The sequence below is a fragment of the Krasilnikovia cinnamomea genome (assembly GCF_004217545.1).
Taxonomy (GTDB): domain Bacteria; phylum Actinomycetota; class Actinomycetes; order Mycobacteriales; family Micromonosporaceae; genus Actinoplanes; species Actinoplanes cinnamomeus.
The window spans coordinates 826,347-847,820 of record NZ_SHKY01000001.1; the positions used below are offsets into that span (position 1 = coordinate 826,347).

Genomic DNA, 21,474 nt, shown 5'->3' on the forward strand with positions numbered 1-21,474 from the left:
CGTACACACCGTGACGGAACCTCGCACACCACATTCTCAGGAGTTACCCGTACACTCTTGCGGGCGTGTGGCATCGCGCACTCGCCGCAACAGGCCGGTGTGCGCACCGGGTGGGCGCGCGCGCCGCGACGGGATGAGGAAGGAAACACTCGGTGGCATCCAGCAAGGACCGGCAGCGGAAACTGGCGCGGGCCAAGCTCGACCGGCAGCAGGCGCGCCGGGCCTCGAAGCTGCAGCGCCGCCGGCGGATCCAGGCCGGCGTGGGTGCCGCGCTCGGGCTGCTGCTCATCGTCGGCGGGGTGGCCTGGCTGGGTGGCGCCTTCGACAGCGACGACACGGACGCCCCGGACGCTTCCGCCTCCGACGTGTGCGCGTGGACCCCGCAGAGCGCGACGACCAACACCAGCCTCAAGGAGGTCGGCACGCCGCCGACCAAGGGCATTCCGACCTCGGGCCCCCAGACGATGACGATCACCACCAACAAGGGCAAGCCGATCGTCGTGAGCATGGACACGGCCACCACGCCGTGCAGTGCGGCCAGCTTCAACTACCTTGCGGGCAAGAAGTTCTTCGACAACACCGAGTGCCATGAGCTCACCACCGACGGCGCGGTCCGCTGCGGCGACCCGACGGGTACGGGCCAGGGCGGCCCGACGTACAGCTTCTATGACGAGAACCTGCCCACGGCTCCGCCGACCCCGGCGCCGAGCCCCTCGGTGAAGACCCCGCCGAAGATCGCTCCGCTGTACCCGAGGGGCACGGTCGCCATGATCGGCAACCCGCCGGGCAGCAACGGCAGCCAGTTCCTGATCTTCTTCAAGGACTTCAGCCCGAAGACCCCGCAGTACTCGATCGTCGGCCGGGTCACCGACGGCCTGGACACCGTGGCGGCGATCGGGCGCATCCCGGTCGTGGACAATGGCTCCGGCGCCAAGGTCAAGCCCAAGGACAAGATCGTTGTGCAGAGCGTGACCGTCTCCGCCGCGACCGGCGCCACGCCGGCGCCCAGCACCAGCAGCCAGTCCTGACCACCCTCACCGCACCGAGGCATACAGGAGGAAGACCGTGTCGTCGATCAAGGACCGGCAGCGCGCGGCGGCGCGGGCCCGGCTCGAGAAGGAGATGGCCGAGCGCGCGGCGGCCGCCAAGAAGCGGCGCCAGCGCCAGGCCATCATCGGGTCGGCCGCCGCGGTCGTACTCATCGCCGGCGCCGCCGTGTGGATCGTGACCGCCATGCGCGACGACGACAAGAAGTCGACGTCCAACGCCGGCGCCCCGCCGGCGGGCACGGTCGCCTGCACCTGGACCCCCGTGCCGGCCAATGGCGGCAAGGTCAAGGACGTCGGCACGCCCCCGCCCAACGTGCCGAACACCGGCACCAGTGTCATGACGATCGACACGAACCTGGGCAAGATGACGGCGAAGCTCGACCTGAGCAAGGTGCCGTGCACGGCGGCCAGCTTCCAGCACCTGGGCAGCAAGAACTTCTGGAACGACACCAAGTGCCACCGGGTGGTCAACGAGCCCGGCTTCCGGGTGCTGCAGTGCGGCGACCCGTTCGCCAAGGGCAAGGGCTACCGGGAGACCGACGGTACGGGCGGCCCGAGCTACACCATGGCCGAGGAGAACCTGCCCACCGACCAGAACAACCCGTACCCGGCGGGCTCGATCGCGATGGCCAACACCGGGCAGCCCAACAGCTCGGGCAGCCAGTTCTTCATCGTCGCGGAGGACACGAAGCTGCCGCCCAGCTACACCCTGGTCGGCAAGCTCGACTCCGGCCTGGACATTGTCCAGAAGGTCGTCAAGGCGGGCGACGACGGCGCGTTCAAGGCACAGGCGGGTGGCGGTCACCCCAAGATGGAGACCGTGATCAAGTCGGTGTCGGTCAGCCCGAGCTGACCCGTACACGAAGAGAGGGCGCGGACCGTGGTCCGCGCCCTCTTCCGTTGTCTGTCAGGCCCCCGAGGTGACCCGGTAGGCGTCGAATACGCCGTCCACCTTGCGCACCGCGGCGACCAGATGGCCCAGGTGCTTCGGGTCGGCCATCTCGAAGGTGAACCGGCTGACCGCCACCCGGTCCCGGGTGGTGGTGACCGTCGCGGACAGGATGTTGACCCGCTCCTCCGACAGCACGCGGGTCACGTCCGCCAGCAGCTTGTGCCGGTCGAGCGCCTCCACCTGGATGGCCACCAGGAACGTCGACGCGCTGGTCGGCTTCCAGCTGACCTCGACGACCCGTTCCCGCTGCATCCGCAGGTCCTCCGCGTTCGCGCAGTCCTCGCGGTGCACGCTGACCCCGCCGGAACGGGTGACGAAGCCGAACACCGTGTCGCCCGGCACCGGGGTGCAGCAGCGGGCCAGCTTCACCCACACGTCGCTGACACCCTTGACGACGACGCCGGGATCCTGGGCGCTGCCCCGGGTACGCGGGGGGCGGGTGGCCACGGCGGTCTCGGCGATGTCCTCGACCGCGCCCTCCTCGCCGCCGAACCCGGCGACGAGCTTCTGCACCACCGACTGCGCCGACACCGTGTTCTCGCCGACCGCCGCGTACAGCGACGCCACGTCGGCCAGGTGCAGGTCGCGGGCGATCGTGGTGAGGTTCTCGCTGGTCAGCATGCGCTGCAGGGGCAGGCCCTGCTTGCGCATCGCCTTGACGATGGCTTCCTTGCCGACCTCGATCGCCTCTTCGCGGCGCTCCTTGTTGAAGTACTGCCGGATCTTCGTACGGGCGCGGGGGCTCTTGACGAAGCCGAGCCAGTCCTGGGTCGGGCCCGCCGAGGACGACTTCGAGGTGAAGATCTCGATGACGTCGCCGTTGGACAGTGTGGACTCCAGCGGCACCAGCTTGCCGTTGACCCGGGCGCCGATGCACTTGTGGCCGACCTCGGTGTGCACCGCGTACGCGAAGTCGACCGGGGTGGAACCGGTCGGCAGCGGGATGACGTCGCCCTTGGGGGTGAAGACGTACACCTCCTGGCTGGACAGGTCGAAGCGCAACGCGTCGAGGAACTCGCTCGGGTCGCTGGCCTCCCGCTGCCAGTCAAGTAACTGGCGCAACCACGTCATCTCGTCGATGTGCGCGGGCGGGCCCACGATCGTGGCGCCCTTCTGCTCCTTGTACTTCCAGTGCGCGGCGATGCCGAACTCGGCGGTGCGGTGCATCGCGAACGTACGGATCTGCATCTCGACCGGCTTGCCGGTCGGGCCGATGACCGTCGTGTGCAGCGACTGGTACATGTTGAACTTCGGCATCGCGATGTAGTCCTTGAACCGGCCCGGCACGGGCTGCCAGTTCGCGTGGATGACGCCGAGGGCCGCGTAGCAGTCGCGGACCGTGTCCACCAGGATGCGCACGCCGACCAGGTCGTAGATGTCGTTGAAGTCGCGGCCCCGCACGATCATCTTCTGGTAGATCGAGTACAGGTGCTTCGGGCGGCCGGTGACCTCCGCCTTGATCTTCGCGGACTTCAGGTCGAGTTGGACCCGCTGGGTGACCTGGCGCAGCAGCGCCTCGCGCTGCGGCTGGTGCTCCCCGATCAGCCGGTTGATCTCCTCGAACCGCTTTGGGAACAGGGTCCCGAACGCGAGGTCCTCCAGCTCCCACTTGATCGTGTTCATACCGAGGCGGTGGGCCAGCGGGGCGAGGATCTCCAGCGTCTCCTTGGCCTTCTGCTCCTGCTTGGCGCGGGGCAGGAAGGTCAGCGTACGCATGTTGTGCAGCCGGTCGGCCAGCTTGATGACCAGCACCCGGGGGTCCTTGGCCATGGCCACGACCATCTTGCGGATCGTCTCGGCCTTCGCCGCGTCGCCCAGCTTCACCCGGTCGAGCTTCGTCACGCCGTCGACCAGCAGCGCCACCTCGGGGCCGAAGTCGGCCTTCATCTGCTCGAGGGAGTACGCCGTGTCCTCGATCGTGTCGTGCAGCAGCGCGGCCACCAGGGTGGTGGTGTCCATGCCGAGGTTCGCCAGGATCGTCGCGACCGCGAGCGGATGCGTGATGTACGGGTCGCCCGACTTGCGGTACTGCCCCGAGTGCCAGCGGGCCGCCACGTCGAACGCCCGCTGCAACGCCCGGATGTCCGCCTTCGGGTGGCTGGCCCGGTGGGTCGCGATCAGCGGCTCGAGCACCTCGCTGACCTGGGTGCTCTGCCACGGGGCGTTGAACCGGGCGAGCCGGGCCCGGACCCGGCGGCCGGTCGGTGCGCTGGCCAGCGCACCGAGCGGGGCGCTCGGGTCGTCGGCGGGCGCCAGCGGCTGGGTCGCGTCGGGGTCGGGGCCGCTCGGGCGCGCGGTCGTGGTCGGGCGGCCAGACGATGCCGGCCGGCTGGGCGCTCCCGGCCGCACGGTGGTGGCCCCGGTGCGCGCGGCCCGGGCGGTCGCCTCACCCTTGGACGCGTCACCGCCCTTGGCGGTCTGACCCGTGGGCGTCTTCCCCTTGGACGTCTCCGCCTTCGGCGACGCAGCGGGCGGGGCGGTCTTGGAGGCTGCCGTCTTGGACACTGCGGCCTTGGGCGCCTCGCCCCGGGACGCCTCGCCCGGGGACGCCTCGCCCGGGGACGCCTCGCCCGGGGACGCCTCGCCCGGGGACGCCTCGCCCTTGGGCGACGCCGTCTTGGCCGCCTGGCCCTTGGCGGGCGCGGCGTGCGGCTCAGCCTGGGGGGACGGGGCCTTGGTGACCTCGCCCTTGGACGGCGCGGCCTTGGTCGCTTGGCTCTTGGCCGGCGCTGCCTGCGGCCCGCCTTTGGCCGGCGCTGCCTGCGGCTCAGCCTTGGGCGGCTCAGCCTTGGGCGGCTCAGCCTTGGGCGGCTCAGCCTTGGGCGGCTCAGCCTTGGGCGGCTCAGCCTTGGGCGGCGCGGCCTTGGGCGACGCCTTCGACGGGCGGTCGCCTGCGGGCGGCGCGGGATCGGCCGGGCGGTTGCCCGAGCGCGACCTGGTGGGGCCTTCCACCACCGGTGGACCGCCATTGGGCTGCGCGAGGTCAGCGACCGGCGCCGCTCCGGGATTCGTCGCGTCTCCGGCCGCCTGTGATGCGCCTGGGCGTGCGGAGTCCGCAGCGGCCACCGCCTGGGCGTCCGCGCCGGGCGGTGAGCTGTCGGTCGGCTGCACCGCGCCCTTCACTGGAGGAGCGACGTCGCTGGACACCGGCCTCCTCACACCATCGCCAGGGAATCCGCCGGCCGGAGTCGGCCACCGGGCTCCTTCACCGCCAGGAACACCGTTGCTCACCTGGTTGGAAACGTCATCCTACCCGGGTCTTCATACCCGGTGGCCGGGCCTGAACTCCGAAAGGGGTCACCTGGTGGGGCCCAAACGGATCAAACGGTCAGGACCGCATGGACCGTACGCGGGGCCAGCCGTTGCCGACCGTCCAGGAAGCCGAGCTCGAGCAACACCGTGAACCCGGCGACCGTGCCGCCCGCCTGCTCCACCAGGTCGAGCGCCGCCGCCGCGGTGCCGCCCGTGGCCAGCACGTCGTCGACCACGAGGACCCGCTGTCCGGCGATGAACGCGTCCTCGTGCACCTCGAGGGTGGCTTCGCCGTACTCCAGCGCGTACGTCGCCGACAGCGCGCGGCGCGGCAGCTTGCCGGCCTTGCGCACCGGCACCACGCCGGTGCCCGTCGCGTAGGCGATGGCCGCCGCGACCACGAACCCGCGTGCCTCCACCCCCGCGACCACGTCGAACCGTTGCGCGCCGTGGTGCGCCACGATCTGGTCGATGACCTGCCGGAACACCGGCCCGTCCGCGAACAGCGGCATGAGGTCCTTGAAGAGGATGCCGGGCTTCGGGAAGTCGGGCACATCCAGCACCCGGCTGGCGACGAGCTCGGCGGCCAGCCGCCCGCTGTCGCCGCGTACCGCTGCGGTCTCAGTCACCCGCTCAGCCTATCGACGGCCGAAAGGCCCGCCACCGGTGCGGTGGGCGGGCCGTTCGGGACATGCTCGGGCCGGTCGGCGACGCTTGCCGCCACCAGCAGGTTGACGGTCAGCGGCGCTTGCCGCCGCCGCCAGGCCGGTTGCCGGACGCGCCGGGACGGCCCCCGCGAGAGTTGCGCTTGGCGGCCGGGCGAGCCCCCGGGCGGGGGGACGAACCGGCCAGCGCCGGGGCGGCCTCGTCGGAGGCGCCCTCCGCCCGCTTGGCCGCGCCTTCCGTCCGGGCCGCGGAACGGCGGCTCATCACCCGGGCGTTGTGCGCCTTGATCCGCGGCTCCTGGTCCTTCAGCCAGGACAGCAGCGGCGCCGCGAACAGGATCGAGGCGGCCACGCCGATGCCCATGCCGACGAACAGCACCAGGCCGAGGTCCTTGAGGGTGCCCGCGCCGAGCAGGCCGGCGCCGATGAACAGCAGACCGCCGACCGGCAGCAGCGCCACCAGACCAGTGTTGATCGAGCGCATCAGGGTCTGGTTGACCGCCAGGTTGGTGGCCTCGCCGTAGGTCTGCGTGCTGCCCGCCGTGATGCCCCGGGTGTTCTCCTGCACCTTGTCGAACACCACGACCACGTCATACAGGGAGAAGCCCAGAATCGTCAGGAAGCCGATCACCGTGGACGGGGTGACCTCGAAGCCGATCAGCGAGTAGACGCCCGCCGTGAGGACCAGGTCGAGCAGCAGCGACGAGACCGCGGCCACGGCCATCCGCCACTCGAAGCGGATCACCAGATACCCCATCACCAGGACGAGGAAGACGCCGAGCCCGATCAGGGCCTGCCGGGTGACCGCTCCGCCCCAGGCGGCCGAGACCTGGCTGTCGCTGACCTGGGTGGCGTCGACCTTGAGATCCTGGACGATGGCGGCCTTCGCGTCCGCGGCCTGCTGCGGGGTCATCGTGGACGCCCGGATGGTGTAGAACTGCTGCCCCCCTCCGGCACGGCCGACCTTCTGCGCGGCGCCGACGTGGGCCTCCGGAGCGACCGACTCGACCGCCCGCGACACCCCGTCCTGGATCTCGGTCTGCGTCAGCTCACGGCCCTGAGCGGTGGCGGGCACGTTGAACGCCGTGCCGCCCTCGAACTCGATGCCCAGCTCGAAACCGCGGAAGATGAAGCTGCCGATCGCGACGAGCGTGAGCAGAGCCGAGATGAGGAACCACTGCCTGCGCCGCCCGATGATGTTGAGGTTCGCCTCGCCTCGGTACAGGCGATCGGCGAAACCGCCGGTGCGGGCCATCTCATGCCTCCTTCGCGCGCGACGTGCGGGGCGCCGACTCGTCTGCCTTGGTCCGGGCGGGAAGCACCCGGCCGAGGCCGCTGACGCGAGGCGACAGGAACGCCTTGGTGTTCGCGAACATCGTCATGATCGGGTGGCGGAACAGGAACACCACCAACAGGTCGATGATCGTGGCGAGGCCGAGCGCGGCCGCGAACCCCTTCACCGCGCCGATCGACACGACGTACAGCACCACGGCCGCCATGATCGTGATCGTGTTGGCGCTGATGATGGTACGCCGCGCCCGCACCCACGCCCGGGGCACCGCGCTGCGCGGGCTTCGCCCCTCGTGGATCTCGTCCTTGAGGCGTTCGAAGTAGATGACGAACGAGTCCGCCGCCACACCGAGTGAGACGACGAAGCCCGCGATGCCCGCCAGGGTCAGCGTGAAGCCGGTCGCCCGGCCCAGGAAGACCAGGGCCCCGTAGGTCAACACGCCGGACAGGATCAGGCTCAGGAAGATGACCGTGCCGAGCAGGCGGTAGTAGAAGAAGGCGTAGATCGCCACCAGCCCCATGCCGATCGCGGCGGCCAGCAGACCGGCCTTGAGCTGCGCGGTGCCCAGCGTCGGGGAGACCGTCATGGCCTCGCCCGCGGTGAACGTGACCGGCAGGGCGCCGTACTGGATCTGGTCGGCCAGCTCGCGGGCCGACTTCGCGTCGAAGTCGCCGGTGATCTGGGACTGGCCGGTGAGCACACCCTGGATCTCCGGCGCCGAGATGACCGTCTTGTCCAGCACGACCGCGACGTGGCAGTGCTGGCCGTCCCCGCCGAGCGCCTGGGCCGCGTTCTCACACCCGTCGGGGGGAGTCTTGTTGTACGCCTCGCGCGTCAGGTCGGCCCACTTCTGCTGGCCCGACGCGGTGAAGTCCAGGGACACGACCCACTGGCCCTGCTGCTGGTCGTACTGCGGGCTGGCCGTGTCGATGTCGGTGCCGACCACCTTGGCGACGTCCAGGTACATCTTCCGCCCGGCCTTGTCGCAGGCGGTGGCCTTGGCCGTCTCGTTGTCGATCGCGCCGTTGGGCCGGTCCTGCAGCTGCTTGCAGCTGATCGTCGGCACGTTGTACTGCATCTCCGGGGTCAGCGCGTTGACCTCGTCGCCGGTGAGCGTCGCGAACTTCGCGAACTGCGCCGCGGCCTGCGGGTTCTGCGACAGGTCCGGCGCGTCGGTCAGCTTGCTGGCGGCCGCCCAGGCCTCCGGGCCGACCTTCTTCTCCACGTCCGCGCGGGTCGGGGCCGTCTTTCCCGCAACGGGCGCGGCCGACGCGGACGCCGCCGGAGCGGAGGTGGCCGCCGCGGTCGCCGACGGGGCCGGTGCGCTCGGGGACGCGCTCGGCGCCATCTGGCCGCCGCCCTGGCCACCGCTCGGCGTGGTGGTCGGCTGGTCGGTGCCGGTGACGTTCGGCGCCTTGGAGGCCGGTGCCGACGGCTTCGCGCTGCCGCTGGGGGCGGCGCTCGGGGCCGCCGACGGCGGGTTGAGCGCGGCCGCGGCGACGTCGGGGGTGGCCTTGAGGACCTTGCGGAAGCGCATCTGCGCGGCCTGGCCGATGTTCTTCAGCTCGTCGGCTTCCTGGCCCGCGACGGAGACCACGATGTTGCGGTCACCCTCGATGACGACCTCGGCCTCGGAGACACCGAGCGCGTTGACCCGGCTCTCCATGATCTCTTTGGCCTGCTCCATGCTCTGGCGCGACGGCACCTGGCCGTTGGCCAGCAGGGAGGCCTGGTACGTCACCTGCGTACCGCCGATGAGGTCGAGGCCGAGCTTCGGCTGCAACCGGTCCCGGACGCTGCCCTCCGCGCCCGCCGCGAAGAAGACGAGCAGGTACAGCACGACGAAGATGAAGCCGAGCACGGCGAGTTGCCGCCCGGGATGCATCTGTCCCTGTGGTGGTCGGGCCACGGCGTTCGGTCTCCTCGTGCGGTACGGCCGCCGCACGCTCGCGACGACAACGGGTAAAGGTGCGGGGCAGCCGCGTCAAACCGGACGATCCGCCCGGCGATGATTATTCACAATGGCGGGCTGCCCGGTCTCCCCGACCCGGACATCCCGCCATCGAAGCTGAGCGATCAGTCCTTGTCCTTGCGGGTCTCGACGACCGGGCTCTGGATCGGCTCCTCGGCGGCCGGAGCGTCGGCGGCGGGCTCGGACTCGGCCTCGTCCGCCGCGGTCGCGGTCGTCTCGGGCTTGACCACCCGCGCGATGGCCGGGCGCGCGAATCGCAGCTCGACGCCGGGAGACGCCTCGATCGTCACCACCTCGTCGTCCGCAGCGGTCACCGTGCCGTGCAGCCCGCCGATCGTGACGACCTGGTCGCCGGGGCCGAGCGCGGACTGCATCGCCTGCGCCTCCCGGCGCCGCTTCTGCTGGGGGCGGATCATCATGAAGTACATGACGCCGAAAAGCAGGGCGATCAGCAGCAGCGGCGTGAAGCTGCCACCACCCTGGGGATCAGCTGCAAGAAACACGAAGTGAGCCTTCCATGGAGCCTCCGGCGCGGCACATGGTGCGCGACGGGGCGAGACAGACATCCCGTAAGAACCGCGGCGAGTTTAGTCCCTCTTCCTGGGAACACAGCGCGCGGCACACGTCACGTTCACATTACGAGGGCACCCGCGCTCAGGCGTCACGGGCGAACAACTCCGGCTGGCCCGCGACCAGGCCGCGCCCGTCCGCCGGCGGGGTCCTGCCCAGATGCCGCCAGCCCGCGTCGGTGGCCACCCGCCCGCGCGGGGTACGCGCCAGCAGCCCCGCCCGGACCAGGAACGGCTCGCACACCTCCTCGACGGTGTCCGCCTGCTCCCCCACCGCCACGGCCAGCGTCGACAGTCCGACCGGCCCGCCCCGGAACGACTCGATGAGCGCCCGCAGCACGGCCCGGTCCAGCCGGTCCAGGCCCAGCTCGTCGACGTCGTACACGGCCAGCGCGGCCTGGGCCGTCTGCTCGTTGACCACCCCGTCCGCGCGGACCTCCGCGTAGTCGCGCACGCGGCGCAGCAGGCGGTTCGCGATCCGGGGGGTGCCCCGCGAGCGCCCGGCGATCTCCACGGCGCCTTCCGGGGTGATCGGCACGCCCAGGATGCGCGCGGAGCGGTGCAGCAGCGCATCCAGGTCGGCGGGCGAGTAGAAGTCGAGGTGCGCCACGAACCCGAAGCGGTCGCGCATCGGCCCGGACAGCAGGCCGGCCCGGGTGGTCGCGCCGACCAGCGTGAACGGCTCCACGTCCAGCGGGATCGCGGTCGCGCCGGGCCCCTTGCCGACCACCACGTCGACCCGGAAGTCCTCCATGGCGCTGTAGAGCAGTTCCTCGGCGGGCTTGGCGATCCGGTGGATCTCGTCGATGAACAGCACGTCCCCGGGGCCGAGGCTGGTGAGGATGGCGGCGAGGTCGCCGGAGCGTTCGATCACCGGGCCGCTCGTGGTGCGGATGCCCGTACCCAGCTCGGCGGCGACGATGTTGGCCAGGGTCGTCTTCCCCAAACCGGGCGGACCGGACAAGAGGATGTGGTCGGGTGGGGTGCCGCGCCCCATCGCGCCCTTGAGCAGCAGTTCCAGCTGGTCGCGGACCCGATGCTGGGCGATGAACTCGGCCAGCCGGCGGGGGCGGACGCTGGCCTCGGCGTCCAGCTCCTCATCACCGACGTACGGCGAGACCACGCCGTCGCCGGTCACCTGGTCCGCCCGAGCAGCCGGATCGCCTGGCGCAGCAGGACGGGCACCGGCGGGATCTCGCCATCGAGGGTCTCACCGATCGCGGCGACCGCCTGGTCGGCCTGGGCGGCGGACCAGCCGAGCGCGACGACGCCCTGGCGTACCTGGTCCTGCCAGTCGCCGCGCAGCACCCCGCCGGACGCGCCGTCGGTGGCCGGTACGACGCCGATCCGGTCGCGCAGCTCCAGAACGAGGCGTTCGGCGCCCTTCTTGCCGATGCCGGGCACCCGGGTCAGGGCGGCGATGTCGCCACCGGACACCGCCCGGCGCACCGCGTCGGGCGCGTGCACGGCCAGCACGGCCTGCGCGAGCCGCGGACCCACCCCGCTGGCGGTCTGCAGCAGCTCGAACAGGTGCTTCTCGTCGTCGTCGGCGAAGCCGTACAGGGTGAGCGAGTCCTCGCGGACGACGAGGCTGGTGGCCAGCCGCGCCTCCGCGCCGGTCTTGAGGCCCGCGAGGGTGCCCGGTGCGCACAGCACCGCGAGGCCCACGCCGCCGACCTCGATGACGGCGCTGTCGGGGGCGATCGCGGCGACCACGCCGCGGACGCTGGCGATCATCGGGGGGCTCCTGTCCGGCGGGCGGCGGCCTGGGCCGCCGCGGCGATGCGGGCGCGGGTGCCGCCGCGCCAGATGTGGCAGATGGCCAGGGCGAGCGCGTCGGCGGCGTCGGCCGGGCGGGGCGGCTTGTCGAGGCCGAGCAGCCGGGTCACCATGCTAGTGACCTGCGCCTTTCCGGCGGTGCCGGAGCCGGTGATGGCCGCCTTGACCTCGCTCGGGGTGTACGTCTGCACCGGCAGGCGGGCGCGCGCCCCGGCCAGGATGGCGACCGCGCTCGCCTGGGCGGTGCCCATGACCGTACGTACGTTGTGCTGGCTGAAGACGCGCTCGACCGCGACGCTCTCGGGCCGGTGCTCCGCGACCAGCTTCGCCAGCGACTCGTCGAGGTGCCGCAGGCGCAACGCGATGTCCTCGTCGGCCTCGGTGTAGACCACGTAGTAGGCGACCAGCTTGCAGGGCCGGCCCGGCACACCCTCGACGACGCCGACCCCGCACCGGGTCAGCCCCGGGTCGATGCCGAGCACCCGCACTACGCGACCTCCCCATGCCTGGCGTACGTGTGTTCGACACCCTAGTACGAGTACCTCTTGTGCCAGGAAGCGACACGCCTCGACGATGGGGTGGGAGGCGTCATGGCGTACCTGTTCCCGCCGATGGCGGAGGAGCCGCCGAGCGACTACGTGGACTTCGTGGCCGGTCATCTCACCGCGCTGCGCCGGGACGCCGCGCGCCTGACGGACGGCGACCCGTACGCGAATCAGCTGCCCGGTGAGGTGCTGGCGGACGTGGCGGGGCACTGGCGGCGGCTGCGGTGGTGGTCCCGGCTGCGCCGGGGCGACGCGGCGGCGGACTTCCTGTCGCGCCGGCTCGTGGCCCGGGCGAAGCAGTGGCGCGAGGACCGGCCGTATCCGGTCGACGTGCGTTCCGTGCCGTCAGACGCCCGGAGGCCGGCAGCTGCCTCGATACCGGCAACTGGGGCGGCCTCGTGTCTGGCGGCTGCCCGGCCGGTCAGCGTGGCTCAGGGGCTGGCGCCGTTGTTGGGGTCGACGATCCGGGTGACCGGGCGGGCGGTGGCGGAGGCGGAGATCGCCTGGGTGCATGCCTACCAGCGGTACTGCTGGCGGCGGGTGGGGCGGGTGGCCGCGGCGGTGGTGCTGATCGTGGGCGGCATCGTCCAGATCATGTCCCACCTGTCCGCGCCGATCCCTTGACCGCCGGGTGGTTCATTGCGTCGATCACTGCGACGGACCCATCGCGGAGTCGAGGCTGGATCAGCCGTAGTGGTAGCGGCACATGAGGATCTCCAGGTCGCCGCTCGCCGTGGTCCGGTACACGAGACGGTGCTCCTGGTTGATACGGCGCGACGACCAACCGCTCAGGTCGCCCTTGAGCAGTTCGGGTTTGCCGATGCCCCCGTCGTTACCCCGTCGGATGTCTCGGATGAGTTCGTTGACGCGGCGCAGCACGCGCCGGTCCTCCGCCTGCCAGGCGACATACTCGTCCCACGCGGAGGGATGCCAAATGATCTTCACGCAAGGCTCGGACCGGTGTCGCCGTCGATCAGGTCGTGCACCACACCGCCACCGGCGTCCATCTCCGCAATACGGCGGCGCAGTTCAAGACCGTTGGCACCACGAGACAGGTAGTCGGTCTCCCGCCAGGCGTCGTAGTCGCGCTTGAGCATGATCACGACGTCTTCGTGACCACTGCGGGTCACGACCAAGTTCTCGGCGTCGCTCTCGATGGCGTCGAGCGCGGCCGCGAGGTTCGACCGCAGATCAGACGCGGAGATCACTCGCATCGCACACCTCCCCGGTTCGTACGTAATAGCGTACAACGCGGGAGGAGCGAGCGGCAGTGGAGCTACGCGGTGGGCGGCCGAGCTGAGCCTTCCGCGGAGGACCACTGCAGCATCGGCGTCAGGCGTCGATCTTGGCCATGACGTCGTCCGAGACGTCGAAGTTGGCGAAGATGTTCTGCACGTCGTCGCAGTCCTCCAGGACGTCGATGAGCTTGAACACCTTGCGGGCCGCCTCCTCGTCGACCTCCACGGTCATCGTGGGCACCAGCGACGACTCGGCCGAGTCGTACTCGATGCCGGCGCCCTGCAGGGCCGTGCGGACGCCGACCAGGTCGCCGGCCTCGCTGATCACCTCGAACGAGTCACCCAGGTCGTTGATCTCCTCGGCCCCGGCGTCGAGGACCGCCAGCATGACGTCGTCCTCGCTCAGGCCGGTCTTCGGGACGATGACCACGCCCTTGCGGTTGAACAGGTACGACACGCTGCCCGCGTCGGCGAACGTGCCGCCGTTGCGGGTGAGCGCGGTCCGCACCTCGGTGGCGGCGCGGTTGCGGTTGTCCGTGAGGCACTCGATGAGGATGGCGACGCCGTTCGGGCCGTACCCCTCGTACATGATCGTCTGCCAGTCGGCGCCGCCGGCCTCCAGGCCGGAGCCGCGCTTGACGGCGCGGTCGATGTTGTCGTTGGGTACGGAGCTCTTCTTCGCCTTCTGGATGGCGTCGTAGAGGGTGGGGTTACCGGCCGGGTCGCCGCCCCCGGTGCGCGCCGCGACCTCGATGTTCTTGATCAGCTTGGCGAACATCTTGCCGCGCTTGGCGTCGATGACGGCCTTCTTGTGCTTGGTCGTCGCCCACTTGGAGTGGCCGGACATGGGGAACCTCCGTCTTCACCGGTCGTCTGCGGCGCTGGACACCATCTGCACGAAGTGCCGGTGGACGCGCAGGTCGCCGGTCAGCTCGGGATGGAAGGCCGTGGCGAGCAGGTTTCCCTGCTGAACCGCGACAATCCTACCGGCGGCCGGTCCCGCCGTGACGCGGCCCAGCGCCCGCGCCGCCGGGCCGATCTCCTCGACCCACGGGGCGCGGATGAAGACGGCGTGGAAGTCGCCGCCCGCGATGCCGTCGATCGCGACCGGAGCCTCGAACGAGTCGACCTGGCGGCCGAACGCGTTGCGCCGCACGGTCATCTCGATGCCGGCGAAGGACTCCTGGTCGGCTCGGCCGTCCAGCACGGTCGTGGCCAGCATGATCATGCCGGCGCAGGAGCCGTACACCGGCATGCCGTCGGCGATCCGCTTGCGGATCGGGTCGAGCAGGCCGAACGAGACGGCCAGGTTGCTCATCGTGGTGGACTCCCCGCCGGGGATGACCAGCGCGTCGACCGCGTCCAGTTCCTCCGTGCGGCGCACCGGCCGCGCCTGCGCGCCGCTGTCGGTCAGCGCGTTCAGGTGCTCGCGCACGTCGCCCTGCAGGGCCAGCACCCCGATGGTCACGTCGTCCTCCAACTCGTCAAAAGCGGTCCCCGGGCCCTCGAGGGGCCCGGAGACCGCGTGGTGCCCGGGGATGGATTACCAGCCGCGCTCGGCGAGACGGTGCGGGACCGGGATGTCGTCGACGTTGATGCCGACCATGGCCTCGCCGAGGCCGCGCGACACCTTGGCGACGACGTCGGGGTCGTCGTGGAACGTGGTGGCCTTGACGATGGCGGCGGCCCGCTCGGCCGGGTTGCCGGACTTGAAGATGCCGGAGCCGACGAACACGCCCTCGGCGCCGAGCTGCATCATCATGGCCGCGTCGGCGGGGGTGGCGATGCCGCCCGCGGTGAACAGCACCACCGGCAGCTTGCCCGCCTCGGCGACCTCCTTGACCAGCTCGTACGGGGCCTGCAGCTCCTTGGCGGCGACGTACAGCTCGTCGGCGGGCAGCGACTGCAGGCGGCGGATCTCGGCGCGGATGGTGCGCATGTGGGTGACCGCGTTGGAGACGTCGCCGGTGCCGGCCTCGCCCTTCGAGCGGATCATGGCGGCGCCCTCGTTGATCCGGCGCAGGGCCTCGCCGAGGTTGGTGGCGCCGCAGACGAACGGCACGGTGAACGCCCACTTGTCGATGTGGTTGGCGTAGTCGGCCGGGGTCAGCACCTCGGATTCGTCGATGTAGTCGACGCCGAGCGACTGCAGGACCTGGGCCTCGACGAAGTGGCCGATGCGGGCCTTGGCCATGACGGGGATCGAGACCGCGTTGATGATGCCGTCGATCATGTCGGGGTCGCTCATCCGGGACACGCCGCCCTGGGCACGGATGTCGGCGGGGACCCGTTCGAGCGCCATGACGGCGACGGCTCCGGCGTCCTCGGCGATCTTGGCCTGCTCGGCGGTGACCACGTCCATGATCACGCCGCCCTTGAGCATTTCGGCCATGCCGCGCTTGACGCGGGCGGTACCGGTGACGGGCGTCGGCTGCTGGCTGTCGGACACGGAGATCGGCTCCTTACGGCGGGGTTTGTCGGGGTCCGAGTCTAGAGCGGCCACTTGGGGCCACCGATGGCCAATCGACCCCCCAGTGGCCTGCTCCGCAGAGCCACCTGCGGTCAGCCGGCCTCCACCGCGACGGCGGGCGGGGCAAGGCGGGCCATCGTCGTGTACGGGTCGACGATGTCGAAGTACTGCGGCCGGGGGTAGCGGCGGGCCAACCGCAGCACCCGCACGAGCGGGCGGCGGCGGGCGGTGAGCGCGTCGCGTACCTGGTCGGTGTGCACCTGGCGGGCCAGCACCACCCGCCGGCTGTGCACGATCAGGGCGTGGGTGGCCGGGTCGGTGCCGGTCAGGTCGATCGCCTCGAGCTGGCGGGTCAGGTCGTTCTCGGCGGCCTCCCGCTCCCCCGGCGCGGCGTCCAGGGCCAGCCGGGCGGCCAGGTACAGCTCGGTGTTCTCGGCGGCCTCCGCGACGACCGCGGCCGCCGCCGCGCGGCGCAGCAGGTGGGCGTCGAGGGCGCGCTGGGCGGAACGGGCGCGCACGTGTACGCGCTCGACGCGGTGCGCCGTCCAGGTCAGGTAACCCGAGAGCAGGGCAGCCGCCATGACGATGCCCATGACCCACCACATGCCGGGCATCGTAGTGCGGGATCGCTCGTGGCACTCACCGCGCGGGGGGTGGTTCCGCCCACTCGGCGTCGAAAACCCGCCCGTCGGTGGCCTCGATGGCGGTGGCGTAGACCTCCAGGACCCGCTGCGCCACGGACGACCAGTCGTAGGCCCGCACCACCTCGCGGGCGCAGGCGGCGAGCTCGGCCCGGCGGGCGGGCGAGTCCAGCAGCCCGGCCAGCACCTCGGCGAGCGCGTCCGCGTCACCGGTGGGGAACAGCGCTCCGGCCCGGCCGCCGTCCAGGACGCGGCGGAAGGCGTCCAGGTCGCTGGCCGCGACGGCCGCCCCGGCCGCCATGGCCTCGGTGAGGATCATGCCGAAGGATTCGCCGCCGGTGTTGGGTGCCACGTACACGTCGACGCTGCGCAGCATCCGCGCCTTGTCGGCCTCGGAGACCAGCCCCAGGAGGGTCACCCGGTCGTGCAGGTCGGCGGGCAGCTCGTCGTACAGTTCGTCGCGGTCGCCGGGGCCGGCGACCAGCAGCCGCAGGCCGGGGCGCTGCCGGGCCAGGGTGACAAAGGCGGTGCGCAGGATGGCGAAGCCCTTGCGCGGCTCGGTGAACCGGCCCAGGAAGCCCAGTGCGCCGCCGTCGCCCGGCCAGCCGGGCAGCGGTTCGGCGTGGGCGAACTTCGCCACCGCCACCCCGTTGGGGATTTCCACGGCCCCGCCGCCCAGGTGTTCCACCTGCACCTTGCGGGCCAGTTCACTCACCGCGATCCGCGCGGTGATCTTCTCCACGATGAGCTGGAGCAGGCCCTGGGCGACCGCCAGCGCCCGGGACCGGGTCATCGCGGTGTGGAACGTGGCGACCACGGGACCCCGGGCGGACAGTACGGCCAGCATGGACAGGCTCAGCGCCATCGGCTCGTGGACGTGCAGCACGTCGAACTCGCCCCGGGACAGCCAGCGCCGCACCCGGGCGGTGGAGACCGGCCCGAACGCGATCCGCGCCACCGACCCGTTGTACGGCAGCGGCACCGCCCGGCCCGCGGGCACCACGTACGGCGGCAGGTCGGCGTCCTCGTCGGCCGGGGCCAGCACGCTGACGGAGTGGCCCAGCTCGATCAGTGCCTCGGCGAGGTCGATGATGTGGTTCTGCACCCCGCCGGGCACGTCGAACGAGTACGGGGAGACGATCCCGATCCGCACGCCGCCCGCCTCAGGCCCGGCCCGTGCGCGCGGGCGTGTCCAGCCACAGCTTCTGCAGCATGTGCCAGTCCTGCGGGTGCGCGGCGATCCCCTCGGCGAACGCGTCGGCGAGGCGCTGGGTGGCCACGCGGACCCGCGCGGTCAGCGGCCCCTCGTCCGGTCCGGGCAGCGGAATGCGGCGCATGCTGGCCTCGGTGCGCTCGGGGGTGAACCACATGTCCACGGCGTACAGTGGCGCGCCGGTGCGCAGCGCCACCAGGGCCGGGCCGGGGGGCATCCGGGTGCGGCCGCCGAAGAAGTTCACCTCGACGCCGCGCGCGGACAGGTCACGGTCGGCCAGCAGGGCCACCGCGTACCCCTGGGTGGCCCGTTCGGCGAGCACGTCCAGCGGGTGGCGCTGCCCGCCGGTCAGCGCCAGCACCTCCATGCCGAGCTTTTCCCGGTACTCGACGAAGCGCCGGAACACGCTTTCGGGCTTGAGCCGTTCCGCGACCGTGACCAGCCGCCAGCCGTTGGCGGACACCCAGGCGGCCGCGGCGTCCCAGTTGGCGACGTGCGGCAGCGCGAGGACCGCCCCGCGGCCGTGGTTCAGCAGCTCGGCCAGTTCGTCGGCCTGGGCCAGCCGGAAGCCGTCGAGATGCTGCGCTGGGGTGCGCGACGGGAGCCGGAACGCCTCCATCCAGTACCGGGCGTAGGAGCGCAGTCCAGCCCGGACGAGTTCGTCCAGGTCCGCCTCCGGCAGGTCCGGCCCGACGACCTGGCGCAGGTTGTGGCGCAGGCGCTGGGTGCCACGCCCGTCGCCGCGGTACGCCCGGTCCGCGCCGGCGCGGAACAGCGCCTCGGCGGCGCGCTGGGGCAGGGCGCGGACGAGCCGCCAGCCCGCCGCGTACCCCAACTCGGCGAGCCGGTCCTGGGCCCTGCTCACGGGGTGGGGGTCCGCGCCGAGCGGGCGGCGTGCGTGAGCCGCTGGAACACCGTGATGATCGAGAGCACCGCCAGCAGCCACAGCATGACGGGCAGGCCCCAGAGCAGGCCCGCGCTGGAGAGCAGGCCGCCGACGCCGACGATGAGCAGCCGTTCGAGGCGTTCGGCGATGCCGACGTCGGCGTCCAGGCCGAGGCTCTGCGCGCGGGCCTTGACGTACGAGACCACCTGGCCGGAGGCGAGGCACAGCAGCGCGGCCACCACTCCCCCGTACGGGTTGCCGCGCTCGGCCAGATAGAAGGTGACGGCGCCGAAGACGGCCGCGTCGGCGATGCGGTCCATGGACGAGTCGAGCAGCGCCCCGAACCTGCTGGTGCCGCCGCTCATCCGGGCCATCGTGCCGTCCAGCGCGTCCGTCAGCGCGCAGGCGGTGACGATCCAGACGCCCCAGAACAGGTGGCCGAACGCGGCGACGGTCGAGCCGGCGAGCACCCCGACGGTGCCGGCCACGGTGACCGCGTTGGGGGTGACGCCGAGGCGCAGCAGGAACCGGGCGGTCGGGTCGACGCCGTGCGACACGACCGCACGGGCGGTTCCGGTGAAGATCTTTGCCATGGCCGTCTCACCATAACGGCGTGCCGTCTGCCGACGGTACGGCCCAGGTCACCCGTTGGCCGTATCGTCATGGTGGCGCCGCCGGCGACTACTGGGGGTTGCGGTCACGACTGCGCAGGGTGTGGGATCCAAGAACAGCGTCGTAACTCTTCTGAAACGGAGGTGCGCTGCCATGGCGCAGAAGACTTCGGAGAGGGGGCTCGCCGGCGCTGCCGCGCCGGTGGTTACCGAGCCCGGCAGAGTTCGTAACGTGGTGCTGGTGGGCCACTCCGGTTCCGGGAAGACGACGCTGGCGGAGGCGCTGCTCGCCGCGTCCGGCACGATTCCCCGGCCCGGTTCGGTGACCGAGGGCACCACGGTGTGCGATCACGATCCGGCGGCCGTACGCCAGCAACGGTCCGTCTCCCTCGCGTGTGCCCCGCTGGTGCACGACGACGTCAAAATCAACTTGCTGGACACCCCCGGGTTCGCCGACTTCGTCGGGGAGCTGCGCGCCGGCCTGCGGGCCGCGGACGCCGCGCTCTTCGTCGTCTCCGCGGTGGACGGCGTGGACGACGCCACCACCGCGCTCTGGGAGGAGTGCGCCGCGGTCGGCATGCCCCGCGCCGTGGCGATCACCCGGCTGGACCATCCGCGCGCCGACTACGACGGCACCCTGGAGCGCTGCCAGGAGGCGTTCGGCGACAACGTCATGCCGCTCTACCAGCCGATGCTGGCCGACGACGGCCAGTCGGTCGCGGGCCTGCTGGGCCTGGTGACACTGCGGGTGCTGGACTACTCGGCGGGCTACCCGCCGCAGGCGCGCGACGCCGAGCCCGAGCACCTCGCCCCGGTCGAGGAGGACCGCAACACGCTCATCGAGGGGATCATCGCCGAGAGCGAGGACGAGACCCTGATGGACCGCTACCTCGGCGGCGAGCCGGTCGGCCAGGACGTACTGATCCCCGACCTGGAGAAGGCGGTGGCCCGCGGCCACTTCTACCCCGTCATCCCGGTGTGCGCCCAGACCGGGGTAGGCCTCGACGCGCTGCTGGACACGCTGGTCACCAGCGCGCCGACCCCGCTGGAACACGACCTGCCCGCGGTGACCGGGGTGGACGGTTCCCCGCGTACGCCGCTGACCTGCGACCCGGACGGCCCACTGGTCGCCGAGGTGGTCAAGACGACCATCGACCGGCACGTCGGGCGGGTCTCGCTGGTCCGCGTCTTCTCCGGCACCCTGCGCCCGGAGCAGACCGTGCACGTCTCCGGGCACGGCATGGCCGAGCGCGGCCACCCGGACCACGACGCCGACGAGCGCATCGCGCACATCTACTCCCCGCTCGGCGCCCAGCTGCGCGAGGTCTCCGCGTGCGTGGCCGGGGACCTGTGCGCGATCACCAAGTCCGGCAGCGCCGAGACCGGCGACACCCTCTCCGGCAAGGACCAGCCGCTGCTGATGGCGCCGTGGCGGATGCCGGAGCCGCTGCTGCCGATCGCCGTGGTGGCCAAGTCCCGCTCCGACGAGGACGCCCTGGCCAAGAACCTGGCCCGGCTGGTCGCCGGCGACCCGACCCTGCGCCTGGAACGCAACGCCGACACCCACCAGCTCGTGCTGTGGTGCATGGGCGAGTCGCACGCCGACGTGGTGCTGGAGCGGCTGCGCGCGGGCGGCGTCGAGCTGGACACCGAGCCGGTCAAGGTGTCACTGCGGGAGACCTTCGGCGCGGCCGCCAAGGGCCACGGCCGCCACGTCAAGCAGTCCGGCGGCCACGGCCAGTACGCGGTCTGCGACATCGAGGTGGAGCCGCTGCCGCGCGGTTCGGGCTTCGAGTTCGTCGACAAGGTGGTGGGCGGCGCGGTGCCGCACAACTACATCCCGTCGGTGGAGAAGGGGGTACGCGCACAGCTGGAGCGCGGCCTCGTCGCCGGCTACCCCGTGGTGGACCTGCGGGTCACGCTGTTCGACGGCAAGGCGCACAGCGTCGACTCGTCCGACGCGGCGTTCCAGACGGCGGGCTCGATGGCGCTGAAGGAGGCCGCGGAGGCCGGCCAGATGACCCTGCTCGAACCGGTCGACGAGATCGTCGTGCGGGTGCCGGAGACGTACGTCGGCGCGGTGATGAGCGACCTGTCCGGCCGCCGGGGCCGCCCGATGGGCAGCGAGAGCGACGACGACACCGGCTACAGCCTCGTGCGGGCCGAGGTCCCGGCCACCGAGCTGATCCGGTACGCGGTGGAGCTGCGCGCGATCACCTCCGGGGCGGGCACCTTCTCCCGTACGTACGTGCGGCATGAGCCGATGCCCGCTCACCTGGCCGAGGCCGTCCGCAAGGAGGCCGTGGCCAGCCGCTGACCGCTCCCGACGACCGGCCCGGGG

21 protein-coding genes are annotated in these 21,474 nt (G+C 71.7%); 4 read left to right on the top strand and 17 right to left on the bottom strand.

Annotated features, from left to right (window positions below; all coding sequences use genetic code 11):
- Positions 1-152: 152 nt before the first annotated feature.
- Together EV385_RS03585 and EV385_RS03590 are read left to right on the top strand one after the other, a co-directional pair.
- Complete coding sequence (locus EV385_RS03585; protein ID WP_130508149.1) at positions 153-1,028, top strand: peptidylprolyl isomerase; 876 nt, start codon at positions 153-155, stop codon at positions 1,026-1,028.
- 37 nt (positions 1,029-1,065) lie between these two features.
- A complete protein-coding gene (locus tag EV385_RS03590) occupies positions 1,066-1,902 on the top strand; it encodes a peptidylprolyl isomerase (protein WP_130508150.1) in 837 nt (278 codons plus the stop codon).
- A gap of 54 nt (positions 1,903-1,956) precedes the next feature.
- Here the strand turns inward: EV385_RS03590 and EV385_RS03595 are convergent, their stop codons facing one another.
- From EV385_RS03595 to ruvC, 8 genes are all read right to left on the bottom strand, one after another.
- Entirely contained in the window at positions 1,957-4,506 is a 2,550-nt protein-coding gene (locus EV385_RS03595; RefSeq protein ID WP_130513050.1) for a RelA/SpoT family protein, read from the bottom strand.
- A gap of 815 nt (positions 4,507-5,321) precedes the next feature.
- A complete protein-coding gene (locus tag EV385_RS03605; RefSeq protein ID WP_130508151.1) occupies positions 5,322-5,882 on the bottom strand; it encodes an adenine phosphoribosyltransferase in 561 nt (186 codons plus the stop codon).
- A 109-nt stretch (positions 5,883-5,991) separates the two neighbouring features.
- On the bottom strand, positions 5,992-7,173 hold the full coding sequence (gene secF, locus EV385_RS03610) for a protein translocase subunit SecF (RefSeq protein ID WP_130508152.1): 1,182 nt from the start codon (positions 7,171-7,173) through the stop codon (positions 5,992-5,994).
- A 1-nt stretch (position 7,174) separates the two neighbouring features.
- A complete protein-coding gene (gene secD / locus EV385_RS03615; protein ID WP_130513051.1) occupies positions 7,175-9,094 on the bottom strand; it encodes a protein translocase subunit SecD in 1,920 nt (639 codons plus the stop codon).
- A 191-nt stretch (positions 9,095-9,285) separates the two neighbouring features.
- The gene (gene yajC / locus EV385_RS03620) at positions 9,286-9,684 is read right to left on the bottom strand and encodes a preprotein translocase subunit YajC (protein ID WP_242624678.1); all 399 of its coding nucleotides are present in this window, start codon (positions 9,682-9,684) and stop codon (positions 9,286-9,288) included.
- Positions 9,685-9,835: 151 nt separating this feature from the next.
- Positions 9,836-10,888 carry a Holliday junction branch migration DNA helicase RuvB gene (gene ruvB, locus EV385_RS03625; protein WP_130508154.1) on the bottom strand — a complete coding sequence of 351 codons (1,053 nt, stop codon included), beginning with the start codon at positions 10,886-10,888 and terminating at the stop codon, positions 9,836-9,838.
- A complete protein-coding gene (gene ruvA / locus EV385_RS03630) occupies positions 10,885-11,487 on the bottom strand; it encodes a Holliday junction branch migration protein RuvA (protein ID WP_130508155.1) in 603 nt (200 codons plus the stop codon). The genes ruvB and ruvA overlap by 4 nt, the downstream gene beginning before the upstream one ends.
- Positions 11,484-12,017 (bottom strand): crossover junction endodeoxyribonuclease RuvC, encoded by a 534-nt coding sequence (gene ruvC, locus EV385_RS03635; RefSeq protein WP_130508156.1) that lies wholly within the window; start codon positions 12,015-12,017, stop codon positions 11,484-11,486. The genes ruvA and ruvC overlap by 4 nt, the downstream gene beginning before the upstream one ends.
- Positions 12,018-12,119: 102 nt before the next feature.
- Here ruvC and EV385_RS03640 point away from each other — a divergent pair, with 102 nt between their 5' ends.
- Positions 12,120-12,698: a hypothetical protein gene (locus tag EV385_RS03640; RefSeq protein ID WP_130508157.1), complete on the top strand. Its 579-nt coding sequence runs from the start codon at positions 12,120-12,122 to the stop codon at positions 12,696-12,698.
- A gap of 60 nt (positions 12,699-12,758) precedes the next feature.
- Here the strand turns inward: EV385_RS03640 and EV385_RS03645 are convergent, their stop codons facing one another.
- The 9 genes from EV385_RS03645 to pgsA form a co-directional block, all read right to left on the bottom strand.
- A complete protein-coding gene (locus EV385_RS03645; RefSeq protein ID WP_130508158.1) occupies positions 12,759-13,019 on the bottom strand; it encodes a Txe/YoeB family addiction module toxin in 261 nt (86 codons plus the stop codon).
- On the bottom strand, positions 13,016-13,288 hold the full coding sequence (locus tag EV385_RS03650; protein WP_130508159.1) for a type II toxin-antitoxin system Phd/YefM family antitoxin: 273 nt from the start codon (positions 13,286-13,288) through the stop codon (positions 13,016-13,018). Before EV385_RS03650 ends, EV385_RS03645 begins: the two co-directional genes overlap by 4 nt.
- 118 nt (positions 13,289-13,406) lie before the next feature.
- Complete coding sequence (locus EV385_RS03655) at positions 13,407-14,159, bottom strand: YebC/PmpR family DNA-binding transcriptional regulator (protein ID WP_130508160.1); 753 nt, start codon at positions 14,157-14,159, stop codon at positions 13,407-13,409.
- 15 nt (positions 14,160-14,174) lie between these two features.
- The gene (gene pdxT / locus EV385_RS03660) at positions 14,175-14,780 is read right to left on the bottom strand and encodes a pyridoxal 5'-phosphate synthase glutaminase subunit PdxT (RefSeq protein ID WP_130508161.1); all 606 of its coding nucleotides are present in this window, start codon (positions 14,778-14,780) and stop codon (positions 14,175-14,177) included.
- Positions 14,781-14,855: 75 nt separating this feature from the next.
- On the bottom strand, positions 14,856-15,761 hold the full coding sequence (gene pdxS, locus EV385_RS03665) for a pyridoxal 5'-phosphate synthase lyase subunit PdxS (protein WP_130508162.1): 906 nt from the start codon (positions 15,759-15,761) through the stop codon (positions 14,856-14,858).
- A gap of 113 nt (positions 15,762-15,874) precedes the next feature.
- Positions 15,875-16,396: a hypothetical protein gene (locus EV385_RS03670; RefSeq protein ID WP_130508163.1), complete on the bottom strand. Its 522-nt coding sequence runs from the start codon at positions 16,394-16,396 to the stop codon at positions 15,875-15,877.
- 25 nt (positions 16,397-16,421) lie between these two features.
- Positions 16,422-17,576 carry a glycosyltransferase family 4 protein gene (locus EV385_RS03675; protein WP_130508164.1) on the bottom strand — a complete coding sequence of 385 codons (1,155 nt, stop codon included), beginning with the start codon at positions 17,574-17,576 and terminating at the stop codon, positions 16,422-16,424.
- A 10-nt stretch (positions 17,577-17,586) separates the two neighbouring features.
- Positions 17,587-18,501 (bottom strand): phosphatidylinositol mannoside acyltransferase, encoded by a 915-nt coding sequence (locus EV385_RS03680; RefSeq protein WP_130508165.1) that lies wholly within the window; start codon positions 18,499-18,501, stop codon positions 17,587-17,589.
- Positions 18,498-19,115 carry a phosphatidylinositol phosphate synthase gene (gene pgsA / locus EV385_RS03685; RefSeq protein WP_130508166.1) on the bottom strand — a complete coding sequence of 206 codons (618 nt, stop codon included), beginning with the start codon at positions 19,113-19,115 and terminating at the stop codon, positions 18,498-18,500. Before pgsA ends, EV385_RS03680 begins: the two co-directional genes overlap by 4 nt.
- 172 nt (positions 19,116-19,287) lie before the next feature.
- On the opposite strand from pgsA, the gene EV385_RS03690 reads away from it, so the two are divergent.
- Positions 19,288-21,450 (top strand): elongation factor G-like protein EF-G2, encoded by a 2,163-nt coding sequence (locus EV385_RS03690; protein ID WP_130508167.1) that lies wholly within the window; start codon positions 19,288-19,290, stop codon positions 21,448-21,450.
- The last annotated feature ends 24 nt before the right edge of the window (positions 21,451-21,474 follow it).